General features: G+C 59.4%; 21 protein-coding genes. 15 read left to right on the forward strand and 6 right to left on the reverse strand.

What is annotated here, in order from left to right:
* Positions 1 to 7: 7 nt before the first annotated feature.
* From AC19YQ_RS16335 to AC19YQ_RS16365, 7 genes are all read left to right on the forward strand, one after another.
* Positions 8 to 340, forward strand: coding sequence for a DUF4389 domain-containing protein (locus tag AC19YQ_RS16335; RefSeq protein WP_133078957.1), 333 nt, complete (start codon positions 8 to 10; stop codon positions 338 to 340).
* The gene (gene sixA, locus AC19YQ_RS16340) at positions 337 to 786 is read left to right on the forward strand and encodes a phosphohistidine phosphatase SixA (RefSeq protein WP_500595494.1); all 450 of its coding nucleotides are present in this window, start codon (positions 337 to 339) and stop codon (positions 784 to 786) included. Before AC19YQ_RS16335 ends, sixA begins: the two co-directional genes overlap by 4 nt.
* Positions 787 to 911: 125 nt before the next feature.
* Positions 912 to 1,355: a hotdog fold thioesterase gene (locus AC19YQ_RS16345; RefSeq protein ID WP_326397599.1), complete on the forward strand. Its 444-nt coding sequence runs from the start codon at positions 912 to 914 to the stop codon at positions 1,353 to 1,355.
* Positions 1,356 to 1,467: 112 nt separating this feature from the next.
* A complete protein-coding gene (locus tag AC19YQ_RS16350) occupies positions 1,468 to 2,268 on the forward strand; it encodes an alpha/beta fold hydrolase (protein ID WP_133078960.1) in 801 nt (266 codons plus the stop codon).
* A 12-nt stretch (positions 2,269 to 2,280) separates the two neighbouring features.
* Positions 2,281 to 3,135, forward strand: coding sequence for an alpha/beta hydrolase (locus tag AC19YQ_RS16355; RefSeq protein ID WP_133078961.1), 855 nt, complete (start codon positions 2,281 to 2,283; stop codon positions 3,133 to 3,135).
* 145 nt (positions 3,136 to 3,280) lie between these two features.
* The gene (locus AC19YQ_RS16360; RefSeq protein WP_339476935.1) at positions 3,281 to 4,099 is read left to right on the forward strand and encodes a DUF4892 domain-containing protein; all 819 of its coding nucleotides are present in this window, start codon (positions 3,281 to 3,283) and stop codon (positions 4,097 to 4,099) included.
* A 74-nt stretch (positions 4,100 to 4,173) separates the two neighbouring features.
* Complete coding sequence (locus AC19YQ_RS16365; RefSeq protein WP_133078963.1) at positions 4,174 to 5,223, forward strand: AI-2E family transporter; 1,050 nt, start codon at positions 4,174 to 4,176, stop codon at positions 5,221 to 5,223.
* Here the strand turns inward: AC19YQ_RS16365 and AC19YQ_RS16370 are convergent.
* From AC19YQ_RS16370 to AC19YQ_RS16380, 3 genes are all read right to left on the reverse strand, one after another.
* Positions 5,220 to 5,690: an RNA methyltransferase gene (locus AC19YQ_RS16370; protein ID WP_133078964.1), complete on the reverse strand. Its 471-nt coding sequence runs from the start codon at positions 5,688 to 5,690 to the stop codon at positions 5,220 to 5,222. The genes AC19YQ_RS16365 and AC19YQ_RS16370 overlap by 4 nt on opposite strands.
* 165 nt (positions 5,691 to 5,855) lie before the next feature.
* On the reverse strand, positions 5,856 to 6,230 hold the full coding sequence (locus AC19YQ_RS16375; RefSeq protein WP_019828707.1) for a YajD family HNH nuclease: 375 nt from the start codon (positions 6,228 to 6,230) through the stop codon (positions 5,856 to 5,858).
* A gap of 52 nt (positions 6,231 to 6,282) precedes the next feature.
* Positions 6,283 to 6,969, reverse strand: coding sequence for a spermidine synthase (locus tag AC19YQ_RS16380; RefSeq protein WP_500595495.1), 687 nt, complete (start codon positions 6,967 to 6,969; stop codon positions 6,283 to 6,285).
* Between the two features lie 82 nt (positions 6,970 to 7,051).
* On the opposite strand from AC19YQ_RS16380, the gene AC19YQ_RS16385 reads away from it, so the two are divergent.
* Positions 7,052 to 7,345 carry a hypothetical protein gene (locus tag AC19YQ_RS16385; protein WP_133078965.1) on the forward strand — a complete coding sequence of 98 codons (294 nt, stop codon included), beginning with the start codon at positions 7,052 to 7,054 and terminating at the stop codon, positions 7,343 to 7,345.
* A 51-nt stretch (positions 7,346 to 7,396) separates the two neighbouring features.
* Here AC19YQ_RS16385 and AC19YQ_RS16390 read toward each other — a convergent pair whose 3' ends face one another.
* On the reverse strand, positions 7,397 to 9,445 hold the full coding sequence (locus AC19YQ_RS16390; RefSeq protein ID WP_500595497.1) for a S9 family peptidase: 2,049 nt from the start codon (positions 9,443 to 9,445) through the stop codon (positions 7,397 to 7,399).
* 100 nt (positions 9,446 to 9,545) lie between these two features.
* On the opposite strand from AC19YQ_RS16390, the gene AC19YQ_RS16395 reads away from it, so the two are divergent.
* From AC19YQ_RS16395 to AC19YQ_RS16420, 6 genes are all read left to right on the forward strand, one after another.
* Complete coding sequence (locus AC19YQ_RS16395; protein WP_133078967.1) at positions 9,546 to 10,040, forward strand: MFS transporter; 495 nt, start codon at positions 9,546 to 9,548, stop codon at positions 10,038 to 10,040.
* Positions 10,041 to 10,076: 36 nt separating this feature from the next.
* Entirely contained in the window at positions 10,077 to 10,853 is a 777-nt protein-coding gene (locus AC19YQ_RS16400; protein WP_133078968.1) for a class II glutamine amidotransferase, read from the forward strand.
* Positions 10,854 to 10,865: 12 nt separating this feature from the next.
* Positions 10,866 to 11,399 (forward strand): DUF2937 family protein, encoded by a 534-nt coding sequence (locus tag AC19YQ_RS16405; protein ID WP_133078969.1) that lies wholly within the window; start codon positions 10,866 to 10,868, stop codon positions 11,397 to 11,399.
* 145 nt (positions 11,400 to 11,544) lie between these two features.
* On the forward strand, positions 11,545 to 12,297 hold the full coding sequence (locus AC19YQ_RS16410; RefSeq protein ID WP_500595499.1) for a 5-oxoprolinase subunit PxpA: 753 nt from the start codon (positions 11,545 to 11,547) through the stop codon (positions 12,295 to 12,297).
* A complete protein-coding gene (locus AC19YQ_RS16415) occupies positions 12,294 to 12,998 on the forward strand; it encodes a 5-oxoprolinase subunit B family protein (RefSeq protein ID WP_133078971.1) in 705 nt (234 codons plus the stop codon). Before AC19YQ_RS16410 ends, AC19YQ_RS16415 begins: the two co-directional genes overlap by 4 nt.
* On the forward strand, positions 12,995 to 13,915 hold the full coding sequence (locus AC19YQ_RS16420) for a 5-oxoprolinase subunit C family protein (RefSeq protein ID WP_500595501.1): 921 nt from the start codon (positions 12,995 to 12,997) through the stop codon (positions 13,913 to 13,915). Before AC19YQ_RS16415 ends, AC19YQ_RS16420 begins: the two co-directional genes overlap by 4 nt.
* A 106-nt stretch (positions 13,916 to 14,021) precedes the next feature.
* Here the strand turns inward: AC19YQ_RS16420 and AC19YQ_RS16425 are convergent, their stop codons facing one another.
* Positions 14,022 to 15,200 (reverse strand): vWA domain-containing protein, encoded by a 1,179-nt coding sequence (locus AC19YQ_RS16425; protein ID WP_133078973.1) that lies wholly within the window; start codon positions 15,198 to 15,200, stop codon positions 14,022 to 14,024.
* A gap of 21 nt (positions 15,201 to 15,221) precedes the next feature.
* On the reverse strand, positions 15,222 to 16,067 hold the full coding sequence (locus AC19YQ_RS16430) for an AAA family ATPase (RefSeq protein WP_095021285.1): 846 nt from the start codon (positions 16,065 to 16,067) through the stop codon (positions 15,222 to 15,224).
* 205 nt (positions 16,068 to 16,272) lie between these two features.
* On the opposite strand from AC19YQ_RS16430, the gene cysK reads away from it, so the two are divergent.
* On the forward strand, positions 16,273 to 17,247 hold the full coding sequence (cysK, locus tag AC19YQ_RS16435) for a cysteine synthase A (RefSeq protein ID WP_133078974.1): 975 nt from the start codon (positions 16,273 to 16,275) through the stop codon (positions 17,245 to 17,247).
* The last annotated feature ends 83 nt before the right edge of the window (positions 17,248 to 17,330 follow it).

Here is a 17,330-nt window from a genome sequence, read left to right on the forward strand (position 1 = left end):
GCAGCACATGAACGACACTAAAAACGCACCCAAATACGAGTCACTCGTTTTGCGCGTGCTCTGGATGCTGGTTTTTTTGCTGGTCTGGCAAGTCGCGCAACTGGTGCTTGGCGGGCTGGTGCTGGTGCAGCTGATTTACCGTCTGATCTACGGCGCACCCAACGGCGGCCTGATGAATTTTGGCGACAGCCTGAGCCTTTATCTTGCGCAGATTGGTCGGTTTGGCAGCTTTCACACCGAGCAAAAACCTTGGCCTTTTGCCGATTGGCCAGCCCCTCGTGCCCCGGAAGGTGAAGCACCTTACGCGCAGGCCGCCAAGGGCGAAGAGACCAAGCCATGAAGATCTGGATCTTGCGTCACGGCGAAGCCGAGCCTCACGCCCGGCGCGATGCCGAACGCGAACTCACGGCCCATGGTCGTGAACAGGTGCTGCACAGTGCAGCCTTGCTGATTGGCCAGCCACTGGACAGCATCCTGGTCAGCCCTTATGTGCGGGCGCAGCAAACCGCTGAGTTGGTGCGCAAGGCCCTTGGTTTTACCTGCGGCCTCATCACCGTGCCGTGGCTGACACCCGAAAGTGAGCCCAAGTTTGCGGTCAGCAAGCTGCCGGACAGTGGCAATGTACTGCTGGTCAGTCATCAGCCATTTGTGGGCGACTTGATCAGCCTGTTGCTGCATGGTCATTTGCGTCAGCCCCAGCCGATGCAGACGGCCAGCCTGGTGGAGCTTGAGGGTGAATGGCCGCTGGCTGGCAGCATGACCTTGATCGGTGTTCATCACCCCTGATCATTGCAGCGGTTGCACATTTTGGTCGTAGTGAAAGATAGTTGGGGCGGATGAATGGCATTTTGGTGGCTGTGTTGAGCGTCAATCACGCCGCCGCCCCTACTCACTGACCAAGGAATGACTGCATGATTTCGTGGACGACTCCGCCTGACCTGGCGCGCCTTAATGAATTGCGCAAAAACACCATTTGCGACGTGCTGGACATCACCTTCGATGCCTTCGACGACGACTCCATCACTGCAAGCATGGTGGTCGATCACCGAACTCACCAACCTTTTGGCCTGTTGCATGGCGGCGCATCGGTGGTTCTGGCGGAAACCCTGGGTTCGATGGCCAGTTTTATGTGTATCGATACCCAGAAATTCTATTGCGTGGGCCTTGAGGTCAACGCCAATCACCTGCGTGGCGTGCGCAGCGGCCGGGTGAGCGCAGTCGCACGTCCGGTACACATGGGCCGCACAACCCACGTCTGGGACATCCGCCTGAGCGACGACAGCGGCAAACTCAGTTGCATTTCCCGCCTGACCATCGCCGTTGTACCCCTGGGTGAAAACCCGCCCGCGCGGTGATCAAACGGCCAGATAATGGCCGTATTGTCGTCACTCATGGCGCATACGGTCATTGATATGAAGAATTTTCCTACAGACAATAAGGCGTACTTCCTACATTTGGACGCCTTGTATGTCTCGGCAGATTTTTTTCGCCCATGCCAACGGCTTCCCTTCGGCCACGTATGGCAAGTTGTTCAGTGCCCTTGCGCCGGATTTCAGCGTGGTTCACCTGTCACAGCACGGGCATGACCCGCGTTATCCGGTGGACAACAATTGGCACAACCTCGTCGATGAACTGATTTACCACCTGCAACAACAAGCAGAACCCGTGCTGGGTGTGGGTCATTCTCTGGGCGGTATGCTGCACTTGCATGCCGCTATCCGTTGCCCGCATCTGTACAAGGGCGTGGTCATGCTGGATTCGCCCGTGCTGACGCGCACCGATCAGTGGGTGATTCGTGCGGCCAAGCGTTTTGGCCTGATCGATCGCCTGACCCCTGCCGGCCGCACTCTGGGGCGGCGCGAAGAGTTTGCCGACCGTGAGACGGCGCGAGCCTACTTTGCGGGCAAGTCACTGTTCCGCAGCTTTGACCCGGACTGCTTCGAGGCTTACCTGGAGCACGGGTTGCAACCTGTTGATGACCGCTTGCGGTTGAGCTTCGACCCGGCGACCGAAATCGATATCTATCGCAGCGTCCCTGACACCAGTCCCGGCAGGGCCTTTCAGTTGCAGGTCCCGCTGACGGTGGTGCGAGGGCGCGACAGTCGAGTGGTCATGAATCATCATGCCAAAGCCGTTTCGCGCATGCCCAATGGCGAGTCGCTAAGCGTACCGGGCGGACACATGTTTCCGCTGGAGCAACCGCAGGACACCGCCCGCCTGCTCAAACAGATTTTTGCCCGCTGGGAACTTCGTCATTCCGGCCTTTGAAGAGCACTTTGCATGAGTCCTGTGGTTGAAGAAATTCGTCTGAGCCTGCCGCATATCGAGTTGGCTGCGCACATTTTTGGCCCCGAGGATGGCGTGCCCGTGATTGCCCTGCACGGTTGGCTGGACAACGCCAATAGCTTCGCCCGACTGGCGCCAAAGCTTTCGGGCCTGCGCATCGTGGCGCTGGATCTTGCCGGGCATGGCCATTCGGATCATCGCCCGCGCGGGGCAGGGTATGGGTTGGCGGACTACGCCTTTGATGTGCTGTGTGTGGCCGAGCAATTAGGCTGGGAGCGATTTGCACTGCTGGGGCATTCGCTGGGGGCGATTGTCTCGGTGGTTTTCGCCGGATCGTTTCCGCAGCGCGTGACCCGACTGGCGCTGATTGATGGCATTGTGGCGCGCAGTGGCCCCGAAGGGGACGTGGCTGAGCGCATGGGTCAGGCGCTGCAGGCGCAACTCGGCCTGGAGCACAAGCGCAAGTCGGTGCACCCGACCCTCGATCGCGCCGTTGAAGCGCGGATGAAAGGCCTGGTCGCCGTCAGCCGGGAAGCTGCAGAGTTACTGGCCCAGCGCGGTTTGATGCCGGTCCCCGGAGGTTATAGCTGGCGTAGCGACAGCCGCCTGACATTGCCCACACCATTGCGCATGAATGACGAACAGGCCATGTCCTTTATTCGGCGTGTGAGTTGCCCGGCGATGCTGGTGGTGGCCGAGCAGGGCATGCTGGCCAGCCATTCCGAGCTGCTGGATCGACTACCCTTCAACCTGGAACGGTTGCCGGGTGGCCATCATTTGCACCTGAATGACGAAGCGGGGGCGATCCTTGTTGCAGACTGTTTCAATCGGTTCTTCGCCGTTCCTTGACTTGCGGCTACCAACTGTCGAGGCTTGGCGGGTTGAAATGGGAGACGACCATGATAGATCTCTACACCGCTGCGACCCCGAAAGGCCATCCGGTCTCTATCGTGAGGATGCTGAGCCACACGCTAGCTCTCGGTGAAGTATGCCGATGAAAATACCCAATCGTTTTATCCTGGCCTTGAGCCTGAGTTGTCTGAGCCCGTTACTCTGGGCCAGCGATGTGCCCGGTAGCCAGGATTTGCCTGACGTACCGCGTCTCGCGGATGCACAAATTGTCGATTATTCCGTCAAGCCTGACATCGAACGCATTTACCCGATGGGCTCGATCCGCAAGATCAGCGGTCGCCTGCGTTTTGAGGGGCAGGTCAATACCCGTGGCCTGACCACGGCCATCACCTACGAGCTGCCTGCAGAGCACTCGGCCACTGAAGCCTTTACCGCTGCCCGTGAGGCGTTGCAGGAACAGGGCGCCGAACTGTTGTTCTGGTGCCAGGCCCGTGACTGTGGCGAAAGCAGCTTGTGGGCCAATGAGGTTTTCGGTAACTCCAAACTGGTCGGTTCCGATGAGCAGCAATCCTACTTGTTGTTACGTCGCGCAGCTCCCCAGCAGAACCAGCTGGTTGCCTTGTACGGGATCAATCGCGGCAGTCGCAAAGGCTACCTGCATGTGGAGCAACTTCAGGCGAGCGCCGATCTGGGTGAACTGTTGCCTACTTCGGCTACCTTGCAGCGCCAGTTGAAAAGCACGGGTGAGCTGGACTTTCCCAAGCTTGCAGGCGAGCCGGATGCACAGTGGCTGACATTAATCTCCAGGGCATTGAACCTTGATTCAACTTCCCGAGTCAGTTTGACCGGTGCCAAGGCTTCCGCCTGGCGCGATGCGTTGATCAACAACGGTGTACGGGCTGCCCGAATGGAGCTTGGCGACAGCGATGCCAAAGGGCTGCGTATCGAGTTACTGCGCTAGACCCTTGTAAACGACGGCTACACTCTGGGTAGTCGTCGTCCTTCTTTGATTTCTGAATTTTCTGTGGAACACACATGCTCAATAACGATCGCCTGCTGGTGCAGATTCTGCTCCTGGTGTTGTTCGGTGCCAGCCTGTGGGTGATGGCGCCATTCTGGTCGGCCTTGTTCTGGGGCGCGGTGCTGGCGTTTGCCAGCTGGCCCCTGATGCGCCTGCTGACACGTTTGCTCGGAGGGCGCGAGTCGCTGGCTGCGGGCATCCTGACCCTGGGCTGGATGTTGTTGGTGGCCGCGCCGCTGGTGTGGCTGGGGCTCAACCTGGCAGACCATGTGCGCGATGCCACAACCTTCGTCAAGGATGTTCAGCTCGAAGGCTTGCCCGACGCTCCGAGCTGGCTGGGCGGTATTCCCATCGTGGGCGAGCGCCTGGTCGGCATCTGGAACACCATTGACGAGCAGGGCGCTGCGCTGCTCCTGGCAGTCAAACCTTACCTGGGGCAGGTGGGCAACTGGTTCCTGGCCCGAAGTGCACAGATTGGCGGCGGCATTCTTGAGCTGACGTTGAGCATTGTCTTTGTGTTCTTTTTCTACCGTGACGGGCCGCGGCTGGCGAGCTTCGTCCATGGTCTGCTTGAGCGACTGATTGGCGACCGTGCCGACTACTACCAGGAACTGGTGGCGGGCACCGTACAGCGTGTGGTCAATGGTGTGATTGGTACCGCTGCAGCCCAGGCGTTGCTGGCGCTGATCGGCTTCCTGATCGCGGGCGTCCCCGGCGCACTGGTGCTGGGGCTGGCAACGTTCCTGCTCAGCCTGATCCCGATGGGACCGCCGCTGATCTGGGTTCCCGCCACAGCCTGGCTGGCCTGGAAAGGCGAGTACGGGATGGCGGTCTTCCTCGGTATCTGGGGCACCGTGATCATCAGTGGTGTCGACAACGTGCTCAAGCCTTACCTGATCAGTCGCGGTGGCAACCTGCCGCTGGTGATCGTACTGCTCGGTGTGTTTGGCGGGTTGATAGCCTTCGGCTTTATCGGCTTGTTTATCGGTCCGACCTTGCTTGCCATTGCCTACAGCCTGCTGGTGGACTGGAGCTCCAGCCAGCAGAACAAAGGCAAGGTCTAGCCGAACTTGGGTCCGGAACGGGTGTTGTTGCCCTTGGCCAGTCGGTCGTAAAGCACCACATTGACCGTGGCTGCGAGGTTCATGCAGCCAGTGGTCGGGATGTAAATCACGTCTTCGCACCATTCCAGCACGTCTTTGCCCAGTGAGCCGTCCTCGGGGCCGAAAATATAGATCGCCCGGTCCGGATGGGTGTATTCAGGCAAGGAACGTGCGCCCTCGACCATTTCTACCGCGACCGGAATGCAGCCCAGCGGGATGATCTTTTTCAGGTCGTCGATGCCGATCAGCGGGATGTCCTGATGGATTTTCTTGGTATCGGTGACAAAGTCGCGAGCACGTTCGTAACGCTTGCCGGTGTAAAACACCGAGGCAACGCTGTAGCAACCAGCCGCACGCATCACCGAGCCGACGTTTTCTGGCGATTTGGGGTTATACAAACCAATGCAGCTGTACCGTTTGTTTGCCACTTGCCCGAGCCCTTGCGAAAAAAAGACGCGAGTATACGGCATTGGTACGGGGTGGGCTGCTATCTGTAGTCGCTGCCCCAGGCTGCGAAGGGATCTGTGGGGACTCCAAGAAAACGGGTTGCTCCGCAACCCTTCGCAGCCTGCGGCAGCGACTACAGCACAAGGCTATTCGTCTTTCTTCATCAACCCGGCCAGTGCGGCGAACGGGTTGTGGGTGGCCTTGGCAATTTTCGGGCTGCTGGTGGAGCCTTCCGCAAAGTACTGCTGATCGGTGTAGCGCGAGTGCTCGTTGTCATGGCAGTACAGGCACAGCAACTCCCAGTTGGAGCCGTCTTGCGGGTTATTGTCGTGGTTGTGGTCGCGGTGGTGAACGGTCAGCTCGCTCAAGCGCTTGCCGGCAAATTCACGGGTGCAACGGCCGCACACGTGGGGGTACATTTTCAGGGCCTTGTCGCGATAGCCCATTTCACGGTCACGCTGGGCATCAGCCAGAATGCGGTCCAGCTTGGCGGTGTGGGAGGGTGGATTCACCGAACTCATGGGTTCACCTTGTAAGACAAATGACGGTTATGTCGTTAAGTTTAGCTGTTGATCAGCCTTTGATTTTTTCTGCAATCCAGATGGTGTGTCGGGTGCCCTTGTTGCCGTGGGCAAACACCTGGACTTCTTCAGCCTTGAAACCGGCTTTGCGCAGCTTGTCCGAAAACTGTTTGTCGGCACTGGCAGACCATACCGCCAGGACGCCTTTTGGGCGCAAGGCCTTGGCGCAAGCACTCAGGCCACCCGCCGAATACAGCCAGCTATTGGCTTTTTGAGTCAGGCCTTCGGGGCCGTTGTCGACGTCGAGCATGATCGCATCAAACCCGTTGGGCTCGGCTTGCAGCACCTTGGCCACGTCTTCCATGCGGATCACGGTACGCGGGTCTTGCAGGGGGGTGCCCGATTTTTCGCCCAACGGTCCGCGATTCCACTCCACTACGCCTGGCACGAGTTCGGCGACCACCACTTCGGCAGTCTTGCCCAAATGCTTGAGTGCCGAAGCCAAAGTGAACCCCATGCCCAGACCGCCGATCAGTACCCGCGACTGCGGGCGGCCAGCGACTTTGCGGCAAGGGATCTCGGCCAGCGCGTCTTCGGAGCCGTGCATGCGCGTGTTCATCAGTTGGCCGCCGTCGCCGCCCTGAATCTTGATCACGAAGTCTTCGCCATACTCGAACAGGCACAAGGCGCCGCCGTTTTCGGGGATCGGAGTGGTGTCGAGCAAAACAAAACGTTTCATGGAAATCTCATTGAGGGGGGCAAAAACCGCAGGTTACGAGTAGCCTGAGGGCAGACAAGCCGGTCTGGCAACGGAGTGATTGATGAAACGCACTATTCTAACGGCCATTGCAGGGAGCGCGCTCTTGATAAGTGCAGTCCAGGCAACGGAATTGACGACTGTCCCGAGTGCCCCCGTGACCGCCGCGCCGGGTTCACCGGGCACTGCCACGCCAACCCCGTACCCGCAAGTCACCCCGCGCGCCGTGCCCAAGCCGGTTGCCGGGAGTGGCAGCCTGATCCCGCTGCCCCCGATTGATCTGCCACAACCGCCCAAAGACCAGCCGCTGCCGGGGCTTGAACTCAAGGACGGGAAGGGTAAGGCACTGCAAGACTGACCGCTGACAAAAGCCTGTAGCCGCTGACGAGCGAAGCGGCTACAGGTGTGCTCAGCTAATCCCCAGCACCTTGAACACAAATGCGTATTCCAGTGCCACGTCGCGCAAACCCTGATAGCGACCGCTCATCCCGCCGTGTCCTGCTTCAAGTTCGGTCTTGAGCACAAGCAGATTGTCGTCAGTCTTGGTGGCGCGAAGCTTGGCCACCCACTTGGCCGCTTCCCAATACTGGACGCGGCTGTCGTTGTACCCGGCAATCACCAGCATCGCCGGATACGCTTGTGCCGTGATGTTTTCGTACGGTGCGTAGGCTTTGATCCGGTCGTATACCTCAGGCTCTTGCGGGTTGCCCCATTCGTCATACTCGGTGACGGTCAGCGGCAAGTCCGGGTCGAGCATGGTGTTGAGCACGTCCACAAATGGCACTTCGGCAATCGCCGCCTTGAACAGCTCGGGGCGTTGATTGAGCACTGCGCCAATCAGCAGGCCGCCCGCACTGCCACCACTGATGACCAACTGTTCGCTTCGGGTCAGGCCCTGATCGATCAGGTGTTCGGCACAGGCGATGAAGTCGCTGAACGTGTTGTGCTTGTGTTCCTGCTTGCCTGAGCGGTACCAGGCCTCACCCAGTTCGCCGCCCCCGCGCACGTGGGCAATGGCAAAGGCTACGCCGCGATCCAGCAGGCTCAGGCGGGCGTGGGAAAACCACGGGTCGAGACTCTCGCCGTAGGCGCCGTAGCCATACAGGTAGAGCGGCACAGGCTGGCCCACCACGTCGCGCTTGACCACCAGGCTGATCGGCACCTGGGTGCCATCTGGAGCGGTGGCCCACAGGCGATGGCTTACATAATCATCGGCATTGAAGGGTCCCAGCACCGGTGTTTCCTTGAGTACGACTTGTTCGCCAGTATTGAGCGTCAGTTGCCGTACTTGCGCAGGGCGATTTAGCGCCTCATAGCGCAGGCGGATGTGTGCGCTATCAAATTCCAGGCTGTCCTGAACATACAAGCTGTAGGCGGCGTCCGGTAATTGCACGCGATACGACGGCAAACCGTTGGGGCGGACTTCGATGATCGGCAACCCACCTTCGCGCAGGCTCAGGCACAAGGCTTGGGCGTTCAGGCTCAAGCCTTCCAGCATTACGCTGTCGTGATGGGCGATCAGAAGCTGCCAGTCATTGCGTGTCGGCACCTCGCCAAAGGCGTAATACAGCGCAAAGTTGATCCCGTCCTGGTTGGTGCGGATAAACCACGCCCATTGCCTCTCGTGCAGGCCGTGATCGACGCTGTAGTCGTGCCCTTCAACCCGTGCCGCCAGGCAGCTAAAGGCCTGGCGCGGCTGATTGGCGTCCAGCACCCAGCTTTCACTGGTGGTTTTGCTGTTGAGCAGCAGAATCAGCTGGCGCTCGGAACTCGAACGATAGCAATGCAGGAAAAAGCGTCCGTCCGGCTCATGAAATACCTCGTGGGCGTCTGTCTCGCCCAAGGTATGACGCAATAGTTTGTGTGGGCGATGGGTGTCGTCCAGTTCGGCAAAAAACAGCGTCTGGCTGTCATTGGCCCACGTCATGCTGCCATCACACTCTTCAAACGGCAGCTCGGTGACTGCGCCGGTGCTCAGCTCTTTGACAAACAGGCGATAGACCTCTTCGCCGCTGGTGTCCAGGCTATAGGCAAGGCGCTGGTGATCCGGGCTGATGCTGAAGGCGCCCAGAGAAATAAAGCCGCCCGCGGCCAAGGCGTTCGGGTCCAGCAACAAGTGCTCTGCGTTTTCGTCGACCTGCTGGCTGTCATCGGCCGGGCGCGGGCAGCGGTAATGGCGAGCATACTCATCACCGGCGTTGGTGCGCGTGTAATACAGATACGGCCCCCAGGGCGAGGGCAGCGACAGATCGGTCTCGCGAATTCGGCCCTTGATCTCTTGAAACAGCGTCTCACGCAATTGGGCCTGGTCGGCCAGTTGCTCCTCCTGATAGCTGTTTTCGGCTTTCAGGTAGTCCAGAACCTCATCGCTATCGCGATTTTGTAACCACGAGTAGGGGTCTGAACCCTCGACTTTATGTGCGATAGGGGCGCTATTTGCGTAGGCTGATTCGGTCATTGAGTGTTCTCTGAAACCTGCATGAAAAGAAGTGGAGCTGACGGCGTTGCAGCCGCACTGTCTAAAAGCCGTTATCATAGCGTCTCATTGCCTGCCGACCATGGATACCATGACCGAGAACGACTATCTGATCGCATGGGGCCTTTACGCCTTTGCTGCTGCGGGCTGCCTGCTCGTATGGTGCCGAATGACCCGCTTCATGTGGCGCTGGTTGCGCGAGCCGCTGCGTGTGTTAATGGCTGTGTTGCTGTTTAGCCCGACCATCATTGACCCGGTCAAGGAGCAGTTTGCACCGGCCGTGGCGATCACCGCCCTGGACCTGGCCTTCAAAGTCGGCAACAACGTTTGGCGCGCCGTCTCTGACTTGCTGATGTACACCATTATCGCGTTTTGTGTGTACGCCGTATTTGCGTTGATCCGCTGGCCCATCGAGCGCGCCAGCAAGGCTCGCAAGGCACAGGCCGACGCGTCGGCACAAGCGGCTAAACACGATCCTGAAGACGACCAGCCTTTTGGCTCGGCTGGCAATGATCGTTATGTGCCACCTGGCGCGTCGCGTGCATCGGCCCCGTCCCGGGTCGAGCCGCGGTTGTAATCCTATTTCGTCGAGCCTGAATGCGAGTGTGCGAGCGTGTGTGAATTATTGGGCATGAGCGCCAACGTCCCGACCGATATTGTGTTCAGTTTCACCGGCCTGATGCAGCGTGGCGGGCGTACCGGCCCGCACCGTGATGGCTGGGGTATTGCCTTTTATGAGGGGCGTGGTCTGCGCCTGTTCCAGGACCCGGCCGCCAGTTGCGACTCCGAAGTCGCGTTGCTGGTTCAGCGTTACCCGATCAAGAGCGAAGTGGTCATCGGGCATATCCGACAGGCCAACGTGGGCAAGGTATGCCTGTCGAACACGCATCCGTTTGTCCGTGAACTGTGGGGGCGCAACTGGTGTTTTGCGCACAATGGCCAATTGGCCGATTTGTCGCCGAGCACCCGCTTTTACCGCCCCATTGGCGACACCGACAGCGAAGCGGCGTTTTGTGACTTGCTCAATCGGGTGCGCGAGAAATTCCCCGAGCCGGTTGACGTCGAAAGCATCCTGCCGGTGCTGGTAGAGGCCTGCGCCGAGTTTCGCAGCAAAGGTGTCTTCAACTGCCTGCTCAGCGACGGAGACTGGTTGTTCTGCTACTGCTCGACCAAGCTGGCGCAAATTACCCGCCGCGCCCCGTTTGGTCCGGCGCGCCTGAAAGATGTCGACGTGATCGTCGATTTTCAGGCCGAAACAACGCCCAACGATGTGGTCACCGTGATCGCCACCGAGCCTTTGACCGAAAACGAAACCTGGACGCGCTATGAGCCGGGCCAATGGAGCCTGTGGCGACGCGGCGAATGCGTCAGCCAGGGCACAACCGAATAAGGATGGGCGGACATGTTCTTGAGCTACCTGCGGTTGGTGTTGTTTACCATTGGTTTGTTGATGGGTGTGCAAGTGCCAGGGTTCATCAATGATTATGCCAATCGCGTCGAAGCTCATCTGATCGAAGCCCAGACCGGGCTGGCGGGTTTCCAGAACACCGCCAACCAGTTTTTCAAGGGCGACCTGCAAGCGTTGGTGGCGCATTACCAGGCCAGCGACGACCCGGTGTTTCGCAGTGATGCCACAAGCCTGGGCACCTTGCTGAACCGTCAGCGCCTGCTCGATGATCAGTTCCAGGCCATGCAGGGCCCGTGGTACATGCGCGCCCTGCAAGTGGCCTATGCGGCCGACCCGGCCATCCGCGAAGAAACCCTGAACGCCTACACCTACCAGGTGTTGCTGTCGCCGGGGGCAATCGGCTGGGCGATGGCGGGGGCCTTGCTGTTCTCCTTCGTCATTGAAGGATTCTTGCGGCTGGTGGATTGGGTCGTGCTGGGCGGCAAGCGCCAGCGTGAACGCCTGGCCCGTCGCGAGCGCAGTTACTAAGCTCACCCTGTTCCAGGGGCAGAGCGTGTTAAGCAATCAAATTTTTCTTATGTCCGAGTCCGGCTTTTATTAGTTGGACGAACGGCGTGCACCTGTCGAAAAATGGCCCGCACTTAAACTATAAAAAGACCACAGGAGCATCATCGTGAGCCGCCTGTTATTGAATTGCGACATGGGTGAGAGTTTCGGCAGCTGGACCATGGGCCTGGATGCCGACGTCATGGCGTTTATCGATTGCGCCAACATCGCCTGCGGCTTCCACGCGGGAGACCCGGGCATCATGCGCAAAACCGTGGCACTGGCCGTGGCGCATGACGTGATAATCGGTGCCCATCCGGCGTATCAGGACCTGGCGGGCTTCGGTCGCCGCTCGATGGCCTACTCGGCGCAAGAGCTGCAAGACCTGCTGCATTATCAGATCGGTGCGCTGGACGGTATTTGCCGCGCCCAGGGCACACGGGTCAGCTACGTCAAGCCTCACGGCGCGATGTACAACGACATGATGGCCAATCCCGCGCAACTGCGGGCAGTGATCCAGGCCCTGGCCGCTTATGATTCAAGCCTGCCGCTGATGCTGATGGCCACACGTGACAACAGCGCTGCGCAGGCCATTGGTGATGAGTTCGGCGTGACCCTGTGGTTCGAAGCCTTTGCCGACCGCGCTTACGACAGTGCCGGGCGCCTGGTCTCCCGACAGTTGCCGGGTGCCGTGCATCACGAGGCTGATGTCATCGTGCAACAGGCCCTGACCATCGCAGCGGGCAAGGCGCTGATTGCCAGTGATGGCAGCGCCTTGCATCTGCACGCCAATACCCTGTGTGTGCATGGCGATAACGCCAGTTCAGTGGCTGCAGTGCAGCAGATTCGCGATGCCCTGAATCAGCAGGCGCAGGCATGAAGCCGCGTATCGAAGTGGTGGCTATCGATTGCCTGATGCTGCGTTTGTTCGATGAGATTGCCGAAACCAACATGCCCTGGATGCTGGCGCTCAGCGAGCGGCTGCGAGCCAGCTTTGCCGGGTACCTGATCGATCTGGTGCCGTCTTACACCACCATGATGGTGCATTACGATGGCTTGGCGCTGAGCCCGGCCCAGGCCCGTGAGTTGATTGCCCTGGCGCTGACTGACCTGCGCCCTGAGACCCAAAACCTTGGGCAATGCCATGTTCTGCCGGTGTGGTACGACGTGAGCGTTGGCCCGGAGCTTACGTTGCTGGCCCAGCGCGCAAGTTGCCCGGTCAGTGAGGTTATTCGCCGTCACAGCGACCATGAGTATCAGGTGTTTGCCTTGGGGTTTGCCCCCGGTTTTGCCTTTATGGGGCTGGTGGAAGAAGCCCTGGCCGCACCGCGCCTGGCGACTCCGCGAAAACGCGTGGCCAGCGGAAGCGTCGGCATCGCCGAGCGCCAGACCGCTGCTTACCCGGCGCAATCACCCGGCGGCTGGAACCTTGTCGGGCGTACACCGAGCGCGCTGTTCGACCGTGAACGGGATGGCTACAGCCTGATGCAACCCGGCGATACGGTTCGGTTCGAACCTGTTTCCCGCGCCGAATTCATCCGTCTGGGTGGCGACGATACTCCTCAGGAGGCACTGGCATGAGCCGTTTATTGATTCAGGCCAGCACCCCATTGTGCCTGTTGCAAGACCGCGGGCGCTTTGGCGTGCGGCATCTGGGCGTGACCCAGGGCGGGGCAGCGGACTGGTTGTCGATGGCGTGGGCAAATTGGTTATTGGGTAATTCGCCGGATGCGGTTGTTATCGAAATCACCCTTGGCGGCTTGACCCTGGTTGCGCAAGACGATTGCACCCTGGCACTGGCGGGCGCTGACCTTGCTGGCGCAGTGGACGGGCAGGTACTCAAGCCTTGGCGCAGTTTTGCCCTGAAAAAAGGCCAGACCCTGACCCTTGCCCAGCCGCTGCTCGGTGCTCGGGCTTACCTGGCCGCTCCTGGGGGATTTGAGGCGCCCCAAGTATTGGGCAGTTGCGCCACCGTGGCCCGCGAACAACTGGGCGGGCCGGATGGTTTGGGACGCGGGCTGGCGGCAGGCGCTGAACTGAAGTATGCCGGGCATGGGCAGCCGTTGCGCGAACTGGCCCGTGAGCTGCAACCCGTGTTCAGCTCCAACCCCGCGCTGGACGTGGTATTAGGTGCACAAATCGGTGCCTTCAGCGGCCAAAGCACGTTCGATGCCTTCAACAGCCCTTGGACCCTGGACACCCGTGCCGATCGAATGGGTATCCGTTTACTGGGGCCGGCTCTGGTCTATCAGGGCGCACCGATGATTTCAGAAGGGATACCGTTGGGGGCGATTCAGGTACCGCCCGATGGTCAGCCGATCGTGCTGCTCAATGACCGTCAAACCATCGGTGGCTACCCGCGACTGGGGGCATTGACGCCATTGGCACTGGCGCGACTGGCCCAGTGCTTGCCAGGGGAGGGGGTGACTATGCGCCCGACCACGCAAGAGACTGCGCAGCGTCAGATGGTCGGGTTCATGCAGCGGTTCGTGCAGTAAATCTTGCAGGAGCGGGGTTGCTCGCGACTTCAGTCAACCCGGTGCATCAGGCATGTCGCGTTGATGCCATCGCGAGCAAGCCCGCTCCCACACGGTAAGCGCGGTACTACTTGGCCAAAAACCGCATCCCTTCTTCCAGCCCCTCAAGGTTCAGCGGGTACATGCGGTCTTCGATCAGATCGCGCACGATCCCGATGGACGCCGTGTAGTTCCAGGTGTCCTTGGGGTACGGGTTAATCCAGATGAGCTTTTTGTACTTCTCCATAAAGCGCTGCATCCACTTGTAACCCGGCTCTTCGTTCCAGTGTTCGACACTCCCCCCCGCATGGGTGATTTCATACGGCCCCATCGCCGCGTCGCCGATAAAAATCACTTTGTAATCGGCTCCGTACTTGTTCAGCAGGTCCTGGGTTGAAATGCGCTCAACCTGGCGGCGCTGGTTGTTCTTCCACACCGATTCATAGATGAAGTTGTGAAAGTAGTAGTACTCCAGATGCTTGAACTCGGTCTTGCAGGCCGAAAACAATTCCTCGCAGGTTTTCACATGGGAGTCCATCGAACCGCCGATGTCGAACAGCAACAGCAGCTTGATGTTATTGCGCCGTTCGGGACGCATCTGAATGTTCAGCAGGCCGGCATCGCGGGCGGTGTGATCGATGGTGCCGTCAATATCCAGCTCATCCGCCGCTCCCTGGCGGGCGAATTTGCGCAGGCGGCGTAATGCGACCTTGATATTGCGCGTACCCAGTTCGACCTGGTCGTCGAGATTTTTGTACTCGCGCTGCTCCCAGACCTTGGCAGCCTTGCCCTGGCGCGCGCCCGCATCGCCCACACGAATGCCTTCGGGGTGATAGCCACCCGAGCCGAACGGGCTGGTGCCGCCCGTGCCGATCCATTTGTTGCCACCGGCATGGCGCTCCTTTTGCTCCTCAAGACGTTGCTTGAATGCCTCGATCAGCTTGTCCAGACCGCCCAGGGACTGGAGTTGCGCACGATCCTCGTCGCTCAGGGAACGCTCGAATTCCTTGCGCAGCCAGTCTTCGGGAATCAGGGCCTCAAGGTGTTCGTTGAGGTTTTGCAAGCCATTGAAGTAGGCGCCAAAGGCTCGGTCGAACTTGTCGAAATGACGTTCGTCCTTCACCAGAATCGTGCGCGCCAGGTAATAAAATTCGTCCATGTCGGCGAAGGTCACGCGGTGTTTCAGGGCGTTGATCAGGTCCAGCAGTTCACGCACTGAAACCGGCACCTTGGCCGCACGCATTTCATTGAACAGATTAAGCAGCATGCTTATCGCCTTCTTGAAAAATCAGCGATTGGGGCGACGGCTCATAAACGCCAGGCGCTCAAGCAATTGCACGTCCTGCTCGTTTTTCACCAGCGCACCGGCCAGTGGCGGGATGGCCTTGGTCGGATCGCGTTCGCGCAATACCGCTTCGCCGATATTGTCGGCCATCAGTAGCTTGAGCCAATCCACCAGCTCGGAGGTCGAAGGTTTTTTCTTCAGGCCAGGCACTTTGCGCACGTCGAAAAAGACGTCAAGGGCTTCGCTGACCAGCTCTTTCTTGATGTTCGGGAAGTGAACATCAACGATTTTCTGCAGCGTGGTGCGGTCCGGGAAACTGATGTAGTGGAAGAAGCAGCGGCGCAGGAAGGCGTCCGGCAACTCTTTCTCGTTATTGGAGGTAATGATGATGATCGGGCGAACCTTGGCCTTGATCGTTTCATCTGTCTCGTAAACGTAGAACTCCATCTTGTCGAGTTCTTGCAACAGGTCGTTGGGGAACTCGATGTCGGCCTTGTCGATTTCGTCGATCAGCAGGATGACCCGTTCTTCAGCCTCGAAGGCTTCCCACAACTTGCCCTTTTTCAGGTAGTTGCGAACATCGTGCACCTTGTCGACACCCAGTTGCGAGTCACGCAGGCGGCTGACGGCGTCGTACTCGTACAGGCCCTGGTGGGCCTTGGTCGTGGACTTGATATGCCAGGTGATCAGCTTGCAGCCAAAGGACTCGGCCAGTTGCTCGGCCAGCATGGTCTTGCCGGTGCCGGGCTCGCCCTTGACCAGCAGCGGGCGCTCCAGGGTGATTGCTGCGTTGACCGCCAGCTTCAGGTCATCGGTGGCCACATAGGCGCGAGTGCCTTCGAACTTCATCTGTTATTCCTCAAACCATGACCCGGGTCCTGCATGGGGCAGGGCGGGGGAACTAAAAGTATGTCCGACTATAACGCGCCGCCCGCCGAACATGAACGCAGACGCACCATTCAGTCTCTGAATGAAGCGTCACGTCATGACTGGACGCATGTCGGCGTGAGGCCTACCCTTGGGATCTTCCCAAAAGGTGCACAAGGACCCCGCCATGAGCCGCATTTTTGCAGACAACGCCCAATCCATCGGCAACACGCCTTTAGTGCAGATCAACAGCATTGCACCCCGTGGCGTGACAATCCTGGCCAAGATCGAAGGCCGTAATCCCGGTTATTCGGTCAAATGCCGAATTGGCGCCAACATGATCTGGGATGCCGAAAGCCGCGGCGTGCTCAAGCCGGGCATGACCATCATCGAGCCTACGTCGGGGAACACGGGGATCGGCCTGGCGTTTGTCGCAGCAGCGCGCGGTTATAAATTGACGTTGACCATGCCGTCATCGATGAGCATAGAACGGCGCAAGGTGCTAAAGGCGCTGGGGGCCGAGCTGGTGTTGACCGAGCCGGCCAAGGGCATGAAGGGCGCTATCGACAAGGCCGCAGAAATCCAGGCCAGCGACCCGGCGCGGTACTTCATGCCGCAGCAGTTTGAAAATCCGGCCAACCCGGCGATTCATGAAAAAACCACGGGTCCGGAAATCTGGAACGACACCGATGGGGGCGTTGACGTGCTGGTTTCTGGCGTCGGTACCGGCGGTACGATTACCGGGGTTTCGCGCTATATCAAGCACACCCAGGGCAAGCCGATTTTGTCGGTGGCAGTTGAGCCCATCACTTCGCCGGTGATTACCCAGGCGCTGGCGGGGGAAGAAATCAAGCCTTCGCCGCACAAGATCCAGGGTATCGGCGCCGGTTTCGTACCGAAAAACCTTGATCTGTCGATTGTCGACAAGGTCGAGCTGGTCAGCGATGACGAATCCAAGGCCATGGCCCTGCGCCTGATGCAGGAAGAAGGCATCTTGTGCGGGATCTCCTGCGGGGCTGCGATGGCCGTGGCGGTGCGCCTGGCAGAAACCCCGGAAATGCAAGGCAAGACCATTGTCGTGATCCTTCCGGATTCGGGTGAGCGCTACCTGTCGAGCTTCCTGTTCAGCGACATGTTCAGTGAGCAGGAGCTGCACCAGTAAACACGGGCCTGTAGCCGCCGGCGCAGCCTGCGCCAGCGGCTACGGTTGTTGCTGACCCACGTCAAAGCGATTTGCTCCTCAAC

It is taken from the genome of Pseudomonas sp. MF06569, assembly GCF_059862735.1.